General features: G+C 66.4%; 10 protein-coding genes and 1 pseudogene. 5 read left to right on the plus strand and 6 right to left on the minus strand.

Translation table 11 applies throughout. The annotated features are described in order from the left end of the window. From Q3A80_RS13670 to Q3A80_RS13695, 6 genes are all read right to left on the minus strand, one after another. The coding region (locus Q3A80_RS13670) for an ESPR-type extended signal peptide-containing protein (RefSeq protein ID WP_446329511.1) at positions 1–1,046 on the minus strand (1,046 nt) is incomplete at its 3' end. A 1,149-nt stretch (positions 1,047–2,195) separates the two neighbouring features. Next, entirely contained in the window at positions 2,196–3,098 is a 903-nt protein-coding gene (locus Q3A80_RS13675; protein ID WP_446329512.1) for a ferritin-like domain-containing protein, read from the minus strand. A 94-nt stretch (positions 3,099–3,192) separates the two neighbouring features. Then, complete coding sequence (locus tag Q3A80_RS13680) at positions 3,193–3,411, minus strand: hypothetical protein (protein ID WP_006749916.1); 219 nt, start codon at positions 3,409–3,411, stop codon at positions 3,193–3,195. 227 nt (positions 3,412–3,638) lie between these two features. Beyond that, the gene (locus Q3A80_RS13685; protein ID WP_151063072.1) at positions 3,639–4,289 is read right to left on the minus strand and encodes an NADPH-dependent FMN reductase; all 651 of its coding nucleotides are present in this window, start codon (positions 4,287–4,289) and stop codon (positions 3,639–3,641) included. A 406-nt stretch (positions 4,290–4,695) separates the two neighbouring features. Next, positions 4,696–6,051 carry a DUF3999 domain-containing protein gene (locus Q3A80_RS13690; RefSeq protein ID WP_446329513.1) on the minus strand — a complete coding sequence of 452 codons (1,356 nt, stop codon included), beginning with the start codon at positions 6,049–6,051 and terminating at the stop codon, positions 4,696–4,698. Then, positions 6,048–9,035 (minus strand): DUF2339 domain-containing protein, encoded by a 2,988-nt coding sequence (locus Q3A80_RS13695; RefSeq protein WP_446329514.1) that lies wholly within the window; start codon positions 9,033–9,035, stop codon positions 6,048–6,050. Before Q3A80_RS13695 ends, Q3A80_RS13690 begins: the two co-directional genes overlap by 4 nt. A 437-nt stretch (positions 9,036–9,472) precedes the next feature. Between Q3A80_RS13695 and Q3A80_RS13700 the strand changes: the two are divergent. The 5 genes and pseudogenes from Q3A80_RS13700 to Q3A80_RS13720 form a co-directional block, all read left to right on the plus strand. Further along, positions 9,473–10,805 (plus strand): annotated as a pseudogene (locus Q3A80_RS13700) (quaternary amine ABC transporter ATP-binding protein); the annotation flags it as partial. Further along, complete coding sequence (gene choW / locus Q3A80_RS13705; protein ID WP_446329515.1) at positions 10,798–11,694, plus strand: choline ABC transporter permease subunit; 897 nt, start codon at positions 10,798–10,800, stop codon at positions 11,692–11,694. The pseudogene Q3A80_RS13700 and the gene choW, both read left to right, overlap by 8 nt. Positions 11,695–11,812: 118 nt before the next feature. Then, entirely contained in the window at positions 11,813–12,814 is a 1,002-nt protein-coding gene (locus Q3A80_RS13710) for a GlxA family transcriptional regulator (protein WP_446329516.1), read from the plus strand. A 110-nt stretch (positions 12,815–12,924) separates the two neighbouring features. Beyond that, positions 12,925–13,872 (plus strand): choline ABC transporter substrate-binding protein, encoded by a 948-nt coding sequence (locus Q3A80_RS13715; protein WP_446329517.1) that lies wholly within the window; start codon positions 12,925–12,927, stop codon positions 13,870–13,872. 401 nt (positions 13,873–14,273) lie between these two features. Next, positions 14,274–14,834, plus strand: a complete 561-nt coding sequence (locus Q3A80_RS13720) for a hypothetical protein (RefSeq protein ID WP_446329518.1) — start codon at positions 14,274–14,276, stop codon at positions 14,832–14,834. The last annotated feature ends 24 nt before the right edge of the window (positions 14,835–14,858 follow it).

Below are 14,858 nucleotides of genomic sequence, written 5' to 3' on the forward strand. Positions count from 1 at the left end.
ACCGAGCTATTGGTCGAGCTGAGGCCGGTAGAAAGCGAGCTGATACCCGTCGAAGCCGACGTGGACAGCGACGAAATCGAGCTGTTCGCCGACGACAACCCCGTCGACGCCGACGTCGACAGGCTGCTGATCGCGCTCGTCGTCGTGCTCATCCCGGTGCTGAGCTGGGCCACGGTGACGGCGTCCTGCGGCGCCGAGCCGTCGGCGACGTTCGTGATGCGGCGCAGTGCCGTCGAGCTGCCGACCGACACTTCCGACAGCGGCGCGGCGCTTCCGGTCAGGTACCCCGTTCCCGTCGGTGCTGCGGTGCCTGTCACGCTACCCGCACCGATCGCGACGCTGGATGCGTAGTTGGCCGTGCCGCCGAGCGCGATCGCGTTGGTGCCCGTTGCCGTCGCACCGTTGCCGATCGCCGATGCGCCGGCGCCCGCTGCGGTGGCACCCGAACCGAGCGCCGTACCGTTGGTGCCGACCGACGTGACGGTCGCGTTCGAGCCGATCGCGATACCCGACGTCGCCGCCGAGTTCACGTTCGAGAACCGGCCCAACGCGATCGAGTTGGTGGCCGCCGCCACCGCGCCGCCCGTGCCCGAGCTGTTGCCGCCGCCGATCGCGATCGAGCTGGAACCCGATGCGGTCGAGTCGTTGCCGACCGCGGTCGCGCCGGTGTTGAGGGCCTTCGCGCCGGAGCCGATACCGATCGCGCTCGCGCCGGTGGCGGTCGTTGCCTGGCCGAATGCCTGCGAATAGCTGCCGGATGCCGTCGCATTCGCACCGATTGCAATCGACGTCGCGCCGCTGGCCGTCGTCTGGCTGCCGCTGTTACCGCCGATCGCGATCGCCTGAGCGCCCGTCGACGTGCCGCCGCCGGCGCTGTACTGCGCATGCGCGACGTTACCGACGGTTGCGCCCGCGACGAGTGCGACGGTTGCAACGGCCTTCACGACGGCTGACTTGTTCGGCTTGCCCCGAGCCGAATCGTGTTCGGATGCCGCGACCCAGGCGCCAAGGGCTTCGTTCCAGATCGAGCGGTATGTGCGGTTCATGTCCTGCTACCTCCAAATAAGCACGTCACACACCGGTCTTTCGTTAGATGAATCTGCCGTGCGCCCGCGCGAATCTCAAAATTGATGGGCGGAGTTTATTGGAGGCGCTTTTTCGAGATTGATAAACAGTGAAAAATGGAGCGGTTTGAAAGTTAAAAGATGGTCAATACATCGTGTTTTGATGTATTGGCATGTAACGAAGTCGAAAATGCGCTGAATGTTGGATGTATGCAGTGACGGAGCTCGATGTTTGCACAAATTGTCTATAAAAATCAGATACTTAAAATGGCGAATCGTAACCTGGCGCACACATGGAAGCAGCAAAAGTAAGACAAATGAAATAGCAAACGTTTGCGCGCGGCCGATATCTTTCTGGGCTGTAATGTTTCGGCGTTTCCAATCGGTATCGTCTAGGCTGCATCGTTAACTTATTAATATTTGATTTTTTAACGGAATAAATTGCGTATCTATAAAGTCAAATAAACATCAAAACGGCGTTGTCGGGATATGCCGATTTGCGCATCGCGCCGGCCCGGCTTGCCCGTGGGACGGGCCTGCCGCAGCTGCCGGTTTCATGAAGTTGTAAAAAAATGCAACGGGCGCATCGGCCGCGCTAGCGGGATTCGTCTTTCGAATGGCGCGGAATGGCGGCATTCATATGTTGGTTCAACTGGTCGATGAGACGAGGTGTCGGCGCGGCTTGTCGACGGCTGTTGCAACCGTGGTCGTTGCGGTGGCGACGCCTGCACGCAACCGCCGCGGTGGAACGCAGGAAATCGGCGCTCACGACGAGACGTGCGGCAAGTGTCGGATCGGCGCCACGACGAGTCGACCCTGTCCGGGGAGATGGTGAGGCACGCAGCAGGCCGACGTGCGGGAAGGCGGTGCAAAACGCGCGGCGTGCGCGCAGTCGTGCCCGCGGGCGGCACTCGCTGATGCGTCGCCGCAGCCGGCCGACCGGATTCGCGGCGGCAACATGAGTTGCCGTCGACTGTATCGATCGGATGAGCGCACGGGAATGGTTGCCGAGAACGTAGGAGCCTGGTCGCACCGACGCTCCGTCCGGCGCGGCACACCGTCCCGGAACTGCGGCGTCGAGGAATCGCCCGGCGGGCGATGCCGCCCAACCCGCTCCGCCGCGCGGCAGCGTTACTTCCGCATGAAGCGCAGTGCGAGGCGCGCCATGCGCGGGACGAACATCGGCCGCAGCAGCCGCTTGTCGTACCCGGCCATGCGCCGCTCGTTCTCGACGAGACACAGCTCGATCAGCTCGCGCGGGTTCAGCGATTCGCCGATGTCGGCGGTGCTCGTGGCCGGGAAGTTCGCGTCGCGGGCGACGCCGTCTGCGTCGATGCCGCGCGCGATGCTGACGCGCTCGCGAATCAGCATTGCCCACACCGCGGCCACGCGTGCGAAGAACCATGGCCGGCGCCACCACGGCAAGTTGCGCCAGTACCATGCATACCAGTTCACGAAAAACAGGATGTGGCGGCCTTCCTCCTGGATCACCGGCTCGAAGGTCTCGACGAGTTCGGCCGGGAAATAGCCGGAGCGCTGCGCGGAGCGGAACAGGCCGAACGCGAAGAAGCTGTCGATGCACTCGCTGAAGCCGGTCATCATCCACGCCCACTCGGGATCCTTCGGCGCCGGATAGGGCGGTTCGGGCGCGAGCCTGATTCCGTACGCCTCGACCAGCTTCGACAGCACGACCTTGTGCCGTGCTTCCTCGCCGCCGTCCATCTCGAGGGCGCGGCGCAGCAGCGGATCGCCGACGGTGGCCGCGAACGTGGCGACGCGGATCGACGCGCGGCCTTCCGTTTGCACGGCGATGTCCCAGATCGGCAGCGACGTGAGCCGCTTGAGTTCGTCGGGCTTGAGCGGCGGCCAGTCGATGACGGCCGGCTTGTACGGGTTGTGCGTGTCGAGCAGCATGCGGCAGAACATTTGCCGGTGCGCATCGGAACCGATCCTGACCGGACCTTGGTTCTCGAAGGTCCAGTTGCGCATCGCGTGATCTGCCGCTGCATGTTCGTGCTGCAGCGTGTCGGACATGGCTGTTGTTATGCGATTACGAGACGAAAGATTCTTGCATAGCTTTCGTAATCGCGCATTTTCGTGCGGCTGTCCGCGCGGCCGCGCATCATGCTCAGGCTTGCGTGTCGACCCACAGGCGTCCCCACCGGGACGCATAGGCGAGCGCGTGTTCCTCTTCGAAGAAGAAGTCGATCGCGTCGAACGATACGGCGCGCGGCGACGGGCCGCCGCTCGCCTTCTCGATGGTGAGGTTCGCGGCGAACAGCCCGTTCGGCAGCCGGGCGGCGGCGGGGGCGACTTCATAGCCCTTGTAGCGGATCGTGCGATTCATGGCGTGCGCATAACGGGTTCGGTCTTTCAGCGTACGAAACCCCGCGGCCTGCGTGAACCAATCTTTCGGCCAATGCAAATCACGCGGCGGGCCGAATCGTTATCGGCGCGAAAAACCGGTATGAGGCACGGGTGTCGGCGCGATGCGCGCAGCATGGACAGCCGGATACGCGCCGCCCGCGCGCGGCGAACGTCGTCGGCCGGGCGCGGGCGGCGGAAAGGCGGGCGCTACTGGTTCGCGATCTTCAGCACGGGCGCGAGCGCGTCGACCGATGCGGCATGCGTGGCCGCACGATGCGACGCGAACGCGAGCGCGAATTCGGCTGCCTGCGCGCCGACGGTCTCGAGCTGCGCGACGACCTTCGGATCCGAGCAGCTGTCGGCGCTGTCGAAGCGCGTTTCGAGCGTGTTCACGGTCGCGCCGAACGGCGTCGGCCAGCCGCGCAGCGCATGCACGATCGAACGCAGCGACGTGAGCACGGTACCGGCGGCCTGCCAGCCGTAAGCCGTGACGATGAGGCCGACCGCGCGGCCGTCGAGATACGGGCGCTCGTCGGCGCGCAGTTCCTCGAGCGTGTCGAGCGCGTTCTTCACGAGGCCGGACACGCCGCCGTGATAGCCGGGCGTCGCGATGATGATCGCGTCGGCTTCGCGCACGGTGTCGATCAGTTCGCGCTGCGCGTCGGTGAGCGTTTTGTGTTCGGGCGCGTAGTGCGGCAGCGTATGCAGGAACGGGCCGTCGAACAGGCGCGTGCGTGCGCCGGCGGCCTGCGCGCCGCGCAGCGCGAACGACAGCGCGCGCTCGGTCGACGATGCAGCCCGGGTGGTGCCGCCGATGCCGACCACGAACGGGCGGCGGTGTTGATCGAATGCAGTCAAGGGGCGCTCCTTGGGGATGGCTTGCCCGGCTAAGCACAGGCTTAAAACCAGATGGTAACGACCCCGCCGCCACTCTGAAAACGACTTTTCGTTCTATCGATATGCCGTGCGCGCGGGTCCGGCGTGCGCACGGCGATGCAGATGAATAGCAGAAATGCTTGGTTGGGACGGCACGCCGCGCTCGATAAGATGAGCCTGTCTCCTCCATGATGTCTCTACTGACATGGGTTGGCCCCGCCGCGCGGATGCAGGCGGGGCTTTTTTTCGTCCCGTTCCGGAAAGGGGGCGCGATGGGCATGCGGAACGGCGTTGATGCAAGCCGGGCGCGACATTCGAACACCGGCCGAAAGAAACATCTTGGTCGCGGCCGATGCAGCGTGTATCGCGCCGGCCCGGCGGCGCGGCCTCACTCGTCGCGCTTGCCGGCGCCGCCGTCGCCGCCGCGCGCGAGGCGCCATGCAATCGTGCCGAGCACACCGACCGCGACGACCAGCGCGCCCCACAGCACGTAGCGGCGGGTCGCGTCCGTATCGGTGGACAACTCCGGCGGCACCGCCGATGCCGGCAACGCCGCGCCGACGCGCGCAGGCCGCACTTCGGGCGCCATCCCGACCAGCAGCGCATCGCGGCTGACGGCGGACGACGCCAGCGACGCGTTGCCGACACCGAGCGTGAACGGCGGCGTGCCGCGCGCGACGAAGGTCAGCGCGGCCGGATGCCAGCCGATCGCGACGGCCGGTTGGCCGCCGCCGAGCCCGCCGTTGCGCATGTCGACGACGATCCGCCACGCGCGATCGGCGTTCGGCGCAAACGCCAGCGGGGCATTGCGCTGTTCGCCGCCGGTGCCCCGCAGCCGGAACAGCACGGCGCTGGCGGCATCGCGCCACGGTGCCTGCGCGTCGGCGCGACTCTGTAACGTTGCGCGTGCAACCGTATTCGGTTGCGGCAGGTCGACGCGCACGCGGTCGACCGGATATGCACCGTCGGTGTCGAAAAGGTACTCGCCGGGCGCGCTGCCTGCCCGCACGTGCACGGCGTCGCGCCATTGGCGCGGCACAGCCGAGGTGTCCGCCGTGCGCGCATCGCGCGGCTGCGTTTCGATCTCGATCGACTCGATCGCGGGCACGCCGTCGAGCCAGTCGAGCCGCACATAGCGCGGCCCCGTGCCTTCGAGCGCGATGCGTTCCTGTACCAGCATGTCGCCGCCGCGCCCGACCTTCAGCAGTTGCGTGCTGCCGAGCGAACGCCAGCTGCGCAGGTCGTCGCTCGCTTCGACGGCGACGCGCCCCTGATAACTGTCGTCGCTCACGTGCACGAGCAGCGCATCGACTTCGCCATCCGCATGCGACAGGTCGACGAGATCGGCGGCACGTTTTGCGGCAGGCGGCGCGGTCACGGCCGCGCGCAGCGAACCGTCCGGCGCGACGGACACGCCGAGCGGCGCATGGCCGCCATCGGTGCGGGCCGGCGGCAGCGCAAACCAGTGCACCGGCGTGCGGGCCGGCGGCGCGGCGGCCGCTGCCGGTGCATCGAGCGAATACGGGACGGGCTCGCCTGCGCCGTTGAAAATGCGCACGTCGCCGAGATCGTTGCGCCGGCTGGCCGCATACACGCGCTGCGGCACCGTGAGCTGGTAATACGCGGCGCTGCCGTCGAGATCGAGTGCAAAGCGCTGGGCGACGCGTGCCGCGCCTGGCGTGCCGTCGGCCGCGGCGAACGACGTCAGCAGGCTCAGGCCGAGCAGGGCTGCGAGTCGTTTCATGATGGGTTGCCGTCCCGCCGGGCCGCGGCCTTCGGCGGCAGCGGCGAGAAATAGCCGATCAACAGCAGCAGCACGCCGATGCCGATGAACGACACGATGCGCTCGATGCCGGTGACGTGCGACAGGTCGAACAGGAACAGCTTGATCACGGTGAGCGCGAGCAGCGCGGCGCCGACGAACCACAGCGCGCGCGACCCGCGGCGCGTCGCCCAGATCATCGTCGCGAGCGCGCAGAGCGTCCAGTACACGGACACCGACGCCTGCACGAGCGTGGATTCCGCCATCGCATCGAATGCGTACGGCACGCCGGTCCAGTGATGCAGCGTGCGCAGCAGCAGCGCGTTGAACCACAGGAAAACGATCGCGAGCACCGCAAGACCGGATGCGAGCGGATGCCTGTCGACGCCGAGCGTCGTCAGGCGACGCAGCCAGGTCGCGATCGCGACGAAGATCAGCAGTTGCGCGACGTCGAGCGGATTGAGCAGCGGCACCCAGTACAGCGGTGACGCATCGCCGTCGCTCGATACGCTGGCGACGCTCCACAGCCACAGCAGCGCGGCGATCGGCGCGGCGCCCCATACCTGATAGGCACGCGGGAACGCGGCGATCGGCCAGCGCGGGCGCGAGCCGGGGCCCGACACCAGCAGGAGCAGCGCGCCGAAGCCGTACGCCCACGCGCTCCAGCTCCACGCGCCTTCTGGCACGAACGCGCGCAGGCGCCAGAAGCCTTCGAGCGAGCACAACCCGCACAACGTCCAGAACATCAGCGTGTGCAGCGGTGCGAGCACCTGCGTGGGGATGGACGCTACGGTCGACGTGTCAGTCGCGCTCGCCGTGCCCACGGCGCCCGGCGACGGACCGATGGCCGCCGCGGCGCGCGACTGACGCAGCAGCAGCGCATAGCATGCGATGACGGCAATCGGCCACGCGAACGCGCCGATGCCGGACAACGGCGCTTCGTGCGAATCGAACGCGCGCAACGCGAGCAGTGCGAGCACCGGCGTCAACGCGAGCGCCGGCCATTCGGCGAGCGGCCACGCGAGCCTGCGGCGCGCGACGTGGGCGAGCCACGCGGTGCCCGCGGCGAACAGCGCGGTTGCATCGACGACGAAGCGGTCCGCATGCAGATCGACGTGGCGGCTTGCATGGACGAGAATCTCGTGCAGCCCGCCGCTCAGCCACCACAGCAGCCCCCATGCGGTGGCCGCTGCACCGACGTCCGGCATCCACGCGCGCCACGCGCGCGCTTCGTTGCGCCCGTGCAGCCACCAGCCGGTGAACAGCCCGGCGAGCGCGATCAGCAGCATCGCGAGGTATGCACCGTTGAGCACCGGCAGCGCGTTCGTATCGGCCGGCCCGAGCAGGCTCGTGAAGAACGCGCCGGCCGCGGCGAGCTGCATCAGCAGGCCGAAGCCGAACGGCGCGACGCGTTTCTCGCGTACGCCGACCCACACGATGGCCGCGCCTTCGATCGCCCACGCGGCACTCGTCGTCGGGCCGGAGAACGCGAGCGGCACCGCGAGCGTCGCGAAGATCGCCGCGAGTGCGAGCGTCGCTTCGAACAGCAGCTCAAGGCGCGCGCGGCGCCGCGCGAGCCACGCGGCGAGCGCGACGTAGAACGCCGACAGCACGACCGCGCTCCACGCGAGCGCGAACGGCATGTCCTTCACGAGCGCCGCCTGCAGCGCGGTCGCGACGATCGGCGTGCCGAACACGAGCGTGCCGTCCACATAGTGGCGCAGCGCGAGGTCGCGCTTCACCGCGTACAGCAGCGCGATGCCGACATACATCAGGAAGAACAGCACGAGGAACGGCTCGGTGGTCGCGAACAGCGCCGGGCGGTATGCGGTCACGCCCCACGCGGAGCCGATCGTGAACGTGAACACGAAGCCGAGCAGGTTCAGCGGACGCCATGCCTTGAACCACGCGATCGCGAAGATGCCGGCGTTCAGCAATGCGTAGTAGCTGAACAGCGCGACATGGCTGCCATGGCCGGTCGACAGCAGCACCGGCGCGAGAAAGCCGCCCGCGCTGCCCATGAACGCGAGGGGCAGCGCATTCTGCCGCACCGCGAGGAATGCGCTCAGCGCGCACACCGCGACCATCAGCGGGAACGCCGCGCCAACCGGCAGCAGCGCGTAGAGCTTGGTCGCGGCGAAGATCGTCAGGTACAGGATGCCGATGCCGCCACCCTGCAGCACGAGGCCGTACGCGGCGCGGCGTGCCCGCACGCGCCAGCCGATCGCGAGCAGCGCGGCCGCGGCGAGCGCGGTGCTGGCCAGGCGGAATTCGATCGGCAGCATGTCGTTGTCGGCCGCGTACTTGAGCAGGAACGCGACGCCGAAGAACAGCACGACGATGCCGACGCGCACGACCGTGTTGCCGCCGAGCAGCCAGTCGCGCGCGGCACGGAACGCACGTTCGGCGATGCCGGGTGCGCGCGGCTTCGGCGGGGTGGGCGCGACGCGGTGTGCGGCCGTTGCGCGCGCATCCGTCGAGACCCGGGCGGCGGCCGGCGCTTCGTTCGCGGGCGCGACAACCGACGGCGCCGGAGCAGGCGTCGACATCGAAGATGGTGTGCCGGCACTCGCGGCTGCGGGCTGCGCGGACGGGCGCGGTGCGGCGGTGGGGGGCGTCGTTGACGGCACGAGCACGGCGCTGCCGGTTGCCGCGGCTGCGGCCTGCGTACCGGCCAGTTGCGCGCGCAACCCTTCGAGCTCGCGCGTGAGCGCATCGACGGTCGTTTCGAGGCGTGCGACGCGCTCGGCGAGCGGCACGGGCAGCGGTGGTGGCGTGGAAGTGGGCGACATCGCGTCGCTGCCGGGTGCCGCGCTGCCGTTCCGGTGCTTGCGCTGTTGCAGCGTGAGGCCGATGCTGAACCCGAGCGCCGCGCCGAGCAGCATGCCGGTGGCGGCCGGGAAATCCCCGAACAATGCGGCGATACCGCCCACGATGAAACCGATTGCGGCAAAGGCCCAAGTCATCGCCTAGCTCCCTCTCTCATTTCGTTATCGTCCTTCGATCGTCGCGCGGCCGATCGAGGTTGTTTCGGCATGGCCGGCAGGCGAACCGGCATGCATGCACCGCCGGCGCATCGCGGCGCGCAAGGGCGCGCGGCGACGTCGCGATCGGTATGGCTGCCGGCAATGTATCACAGCGCCCATGCGGGATTTTCTGGGTTGCGCGCGCGGTCCAAAACATGAAGATGGCGCGTTCGTGGCGCGCGGTTTTCGTACGACCATTCGCTTTGTCCGCACGATGCAACCGGCACAGTCCGATCGGACGTGAAATTGTCGCAAAGCGACGCGCGGCCGATGCGAATTGGCGCAAAACGACGCCGCGTTACTGTCGCGCTGCTGCGCACAACGGCGGCGTGCAACGCCCGTCGTTGCTGGGCGTGCGCGTATTGCGTTGCCGCAATCGGGCGTCGCCGCGCGCCGCGGCCCGCGTGGCGCGGCCGACGGGCGTGTCGTATTTGCGCAAGCGTTTGTCGTAATTCGTCGGCAGGTCGGGGTTTTTTCTGGCAACTATGTAGGCACGCTAGGAACACGCGTGAGTCCCCGCTACACGAGGAGAAGGTTTCGATGGATGCCCCCAAGGTCGTGGTCGAAGGTCTGTGCAAGGTGTTTGGAAGCAACCCGCAACAGGCGCTCGACATGCTCGCCGCCGGTGCGACGAAAGACGATGTGCTCAAGCGTACCGGCCAGGTCGTCGGTGTGCACAACGTATCGTTCGACGTGCAGGAAGGCGAAATATTCGTGCTGATGGGCCTGTCCGGCTCCGGCAAATCCACGCTGATCCGCCTCGTGAACCGGCTGGTCGATCCAAGCGCCGGCAAGGTGCTGATCGACGGGCTCGACGTCGCGTCGGCGCGCCGCTCCGCGCTGACCGCGCTGCGACGCAAGGACATGAGCATGGTGTTCCAGTCGTTCGCGCTGATGCCGCATCGCAGCGTGGTGTCCAACGCCGCGTTCGGTCTCGAGGTCGCGGGCGTCGGCAAGAAGGAACGCGAGCGCCGTGCGATGGAAGTGCTCGAACAGGTCGGCCTCGCGCCGTTCTCGCACAAGCTGCCGTCCGAGCTGTCGGGCGGGATGCAGCAGCGCGTCGGCCTCGCTCGCGCGCTGGCCGTGAACCCGTCGCTGATGATCATGGACGAGGCGTTTTCCGCACTCGACCCGCTCAAGCGCCGCGAAATGCAGGACGTGCTGCTGCAGCTTCAGAAGGAGCAGCGCCGCACGATCATGTTCGTGTCGCACGATCTGGAAGAGGCGCTGCGCATCGGCAACCGCATCGCGATCATGGAAGGCGGCCGCCTCGTGCAGGTCGGCACGCCGCAGGACATCATCGCGAACCCGGCCGACGATTACGTGCGCGCATTCTTCGACGGCATCGACACGAGCCGCTACCTGACGGCCGGCGACCTGATGCAGACGGGCGCCGTGCCCATCATGTCGAAGTTCGATGCCGCGAACGTCGCGGCGACGCTGAACGGCAGCGCCGAATACGCATTCGTGCTCGATGCCCAGCGCAAGATCCGCGGCTTCGTCACGCGCGACGCGATCGGCCAGGACTCGCCGTCGGTGCGGCCGATCGAGAGCATCCGCCGCGATGCGTCGCTCGAACATGTCGTCGCACGCGTCGTCGCGAGCCCGAATGCACTGCCCGTCGTCGACGACGACGGCTGCTACTGCGGCTCGGTCGACCGCGCACTTATCCTGAAGGCCATCACGCGTTCGCGAGGCTCCCATGTCTGAAATGATTCCGCTCGGTAGCTGGGTCGACCAGTCCGTTCATTACCTGCTCGACCATGATGCGGCGACGTTCGATACGATCGGCCGTGCGATCGAAGGGCTCGCCGCATTCGTCGAGCACAGCCTGCAGGCCGTGCCGATGTGGCTGATGATGGCGATCTTCATCGGCGTGGGGCTGTGGCGCGTGGGCTGGCGCTTCGCGCTGTTCACCACGCTGTCGCTGCTGCTGATCTTCGCGACGGGCTTCTGGGACCAGACCGTCATCACGCTCGGCCTCACGCTGTCGTCGACGATCATCAGCCTCGTGCTCGGCATTCCGCTCGGCATCTGGGCCGCGAAGAGCAAGTGGGTCGCGGCGATCGTGCGTCCGATTCTCGACCTGATGCAGACGATGCCCGCATTCGTCTACCTGATTCCGGCCGCGATGCTGTTCGGTCTCGGCCGCGTGCCGGGGATCCTGTCGACGGTGATCTTCGCGATGCCGCCGGCCGTGCGCCTGACGAGCCTCGGCATCCGTCACGTGAACCGCGAGATCGTCGAAGCCGGCCAGGCATTCGGTTGCACGCCGTGGCAGCTGCTGTACAAGGTGCAGTTCCCGAACGCGCTGCCGTCGATCATGCAGGGCGTGAACCAGACGATCATGATGGCGCTGTCGATGGTCATCATCGCGTCGATGGTCGGCGCGGGCGGTCTCGGCAACGACGTGCTCGCGAGTATCCAGCGCCTCGACATCGGTCTCGGTTTCGAAAGCGGTCTGTCGGTCGTGCTGCTCGCGATCATCCTGGACCGCATCACCGAGAGCTTCGGCCGCGCACCGGGCACCGCCAAGGCACCGCTGTTCTCGGGCCTGAAGCAGCTGTTCCGTGCGAAGGCTGCGCCCGTTCAAGCCTGATGCACCGGCGGCCGTCTCGTCTGCCGGCCGCCTTCTCCGATTCGACACCGGCCTTCCGCGGCGCATGCCGCGGGGCTGGCGTCCTGCACCCTGCTCAACCGTTCGTCAGGAGCCCGATGTGACGTCCGCCGCTGCTGCCGCCGTGCCCGCCGCTTGCGTTTCACCGGTTTCGTCGCTTGCCCATTTCGGCTTTCTCACGCTGCCGAACTTTTCGATGATCGCGTTCTCGAGCGCGGTCGAAGTGCTTCGGATGGCGAACTACGTCGGACGTGCCGACCACTATCAGTGGTCGATCTACTCGCTCGACGGCGCGCCCGTGCATGCCAGCAACGGGATCGCGGTGCGCCCGACCCAGGCGCTCGACTACACGAACCTGCCCGACGTGATGATCGTATGCGGCGGGATCCGCATCCGCGACGTGGTCGACGACGGTGCGCGCGACACGCTCGCGGTGCTCGCCGAACGCGGACTGCCGCTCGGCGGCATCTGCACCGGCGCGTATGCGCTGATGTCGGGCGGCCTGCTCGACGGGTATCGCTGCACCGTGCATTGGGAGAACCTGTCCGCGCTGCATGCGGAGTTTCCGCAGGTCGGGTTCGCCGACGAGCTGTTCGTCGTCGACCGCGACCGCCTCACCTGCACCGGCGGCACCGCGCCGCTCGATCTGATGCTGAACCTGGTCGGCATGCGTTTCGGCCAGCAGCTCGCCGCGCAGGTGTCCGAGCAGTTCATCCTCGAACGCATCCGCAGCTCGACCGACACGCAGCCGATTCCGGTCGATGCACGCGTCGGCTTCTCGCGCGCGGAGCTGATCGAGGTCGTGCGGCTGATGGAGGCGAACATCGAGGAGCCGCTGTCGCTCGAGGAACTCGCGCGGCTCGTGCGGCTGTCGCAGCGGCACCTGCAGCGGATGTTCAAGGTGTACCTGAACGTATCGCCGACCCACTATTACCTGACGCTGCGGCTGAAACGCGCGCGCGATCTGCTGCGCACGACCGACGCGTCGATCGCGCGCGTGACGACGACGTGCGGTTTCCATTCGCCGTGTCACTTCAGCAAGGCGTATCGCGCGCAGTTCGGTCACGCGCCGAGCTACGAGCGGCGGCTGCCGGGGCGCTGACACGGCCGGCGCGAACCATTCGTTCCGCGACGCCGCCGGGATCGCGGCGCGCGGCTTCAACAATCGATCCCGCACCCATGAAAAACGACGTCACTTTGAGGAGAAGACAGATGAAGCGCCTATTGATCGCAGCGGTATGCGGGATCGGGATTGCCGCGCCGATGTCGGCGGTTTATGCGGCCGACCCGCCCGTGTGCAAGAACGTGCGCTTCGCGGACGTCGGCTGGACCGACATCGCGGCCACCACCGGCCTCGCGGCCACGATGCTGCAGGGCCTCGGCTACGCGCCGACCAAGACTATCGCGTCGGTGCCGATCACGTTCGCCGGCATCAAGAGCAAGCAGATCGACGTGTTCCTCGGCTACTGGTCGCCGACGATGGACCCGATCATCCAGCCGTTCACGAAGGCCGGCACGATCAAGGTGCTCGCGACGCCGAACCTGACCGGCGCGAAATACACGCTCGCGGTGCCCGACTACGTGTACCAGGGTGGCCTGAAGTCGTTCGCCGACATCCAGAAGTACGCGGACAAGCTCAACGGCAAGATCTACGGGATCGAGCCGGGTAACGACGGCAATGCGCTGATCAAGAAGATGATCGACGGCAACCAGTTCGGCCTCGGCAAGTTCAAGCTGGTCGAGTCGAGCGAGGCCGGGATGCTGGTCGAGGTGAATCGCGCGATCCGCGACAAGCAGTGGATCGTGTTCCTCGGCTGGGAACCGCATCCGATGAACGTGCAGATGAAGATCGACTACCTGACCGGCGGCGACGACGTGTTCGGCCCGAACTACGGCGAAGCGAAGGTGCTGACGGCCACGCCGCCCGACTACGCGCAGCGCTGCCCGAACGTCGCGAAGTTCGTGTCGAACCTGCAGTTCACGACGTCGATCGAGAACCACGTGATGGTGCCGATCATGAACAAGGAAGACCCGAACAAGGCCGCCGCCGCGTGGCTGAAGGCGAATCCGCAATCGCTCGACAAGTGGCTGGCCGGCGTGACGACGCTCGACGGCAAGCCGGGCCTGCCGGCGGTGAAGGCGTATCTCGGCGTGCATTGAGCGAGGTGGTTGGGTGTTTCCCGCTTGGGCCTAAGGTTTGACGGTGGTCATGAGCCCCTGAACGACAGAGTTGTTATCTGGCTTCGGGGGCTTTTTGTATGCGCGTGCAGCGTCCTGGTCGAGCGATTCTGAATTTCAATGATAGAAATATAGGAAAAATTAGTTATACGAATTTCGAACTTGTATGATTGAAAACCCTTTCGAGAAAATGCATCTTTGTGTTGGTCAATCACGCCAATTTCACGAAGGGGAATCAGGATGCCGCACAAACGGGAATTACCCACGCATTTGATTTCCGTTGTCGACTCGCGTGCCGATCGCGGCAGGTACGGGGACGCTATCAATAGAGATCTGATGGTCGTGAGGCTCACAGTCGCAGGCGGCGAGCGGGGTGAAGGCGCATGATCCGCTATTTTCTTGCCCAAGGTGACCGGGGCGGCAGCGCGACGATTAATGAAGGGCTGGCAACCGTTACCTGTTCTAATCCGCCGCCGCGCGTGCATATCGCGACACTCGATATGCAAACCTACTGCACGGCTTGCGGGCAGAAGGGATTTATTGCCCCAAAAGGGCCGCGGTGGCCCGGAACCGGGCCGAACGGCAAACCTTGGGCGTTGAGCGGCGACATTAACATCTGTGGCTGCAATCCGCCGCCGGTTTTCTATGCGGAACGCGGCATGAAGATGCTATTTACGGCTGAGCAAGCAGCGGTGTTGACTGGGCAGATCCGAAATCACACGGACTCTGCATCGACAGACTGCGATGAGCACGACGAGCAGTATGTCTTGTGCGATGAGCGGAGCGGTCGACCGCTTGCACGTGTTCGATACCGGATATGCACGGCATTAGGTCAGGTCTTCAGTGGTGTCACTGATTTCGAGGGAAATACCCAGCGTGTAACAACGCGTCACGCGGAGAAACTCAGGCTCGAGGTCGTGGAGGAGAACAGCGATGCCGTGTAACGAATACGTTTGCGTCCACGATTC

Source organism: Burkholderia sp. SR8, assembly GCF_052851275.1.

Excerpts from the sequence above, each read along its gene's own strand:
- Q3A80_RS13690 (WP_446329513.1), bottom strand. The coding sequence starts at position 6,051 with ATGAAACGACTCGCAGCCCTGCTCGGCCTGAGCCTGCTGACGTCGTTC.
- Q3A80_RS13675 (WP_446329512.1), bottom strand. The coding sequence starts at position 3,098 with ATGTCCGACACGCTGCAGCACGAACATGCAGCGGCAGATCACGCGATG.
- Q3A80_RS13680 (WP_006749916.1), bottom strand. The coding sequence starts at position 3,411 with ATGAATCGCACGATCCGCTACAAGGGCTATGAAGTCGCCCCCGCCGCC.
- Q3A80_RS13720 (WP_446329518.1), top strand. The coding sequence starts at position 14,274 with ATGATCCGCTATTTTCTTGCCCAAGGTGACCGGGGCGGCAGCGCGACG.
- choW (WP_446329515.1), top strand. The coding sequence starts at position 10,798 with ATGTCTGAAATGATTCCGCTCGGTAGCTGGGTCGACCAGTCCGTTCAT.
- Q3A80_RS13715 (WP_446329517.1), top strand. The coding sequence starts at position 12,925 with ATGAAGCGCCTATTGATCGCAGCGGTATGCGGGATCGGGATTGCCGCG.
- Q3A80_RS13695 (WP_446329514.1), bottom strand. The coding sequence starts at position 9,035 with ATGACTTGGGCCTTTGCCGCAATCGGTTTCATCGTGGGCGGTATCGCC.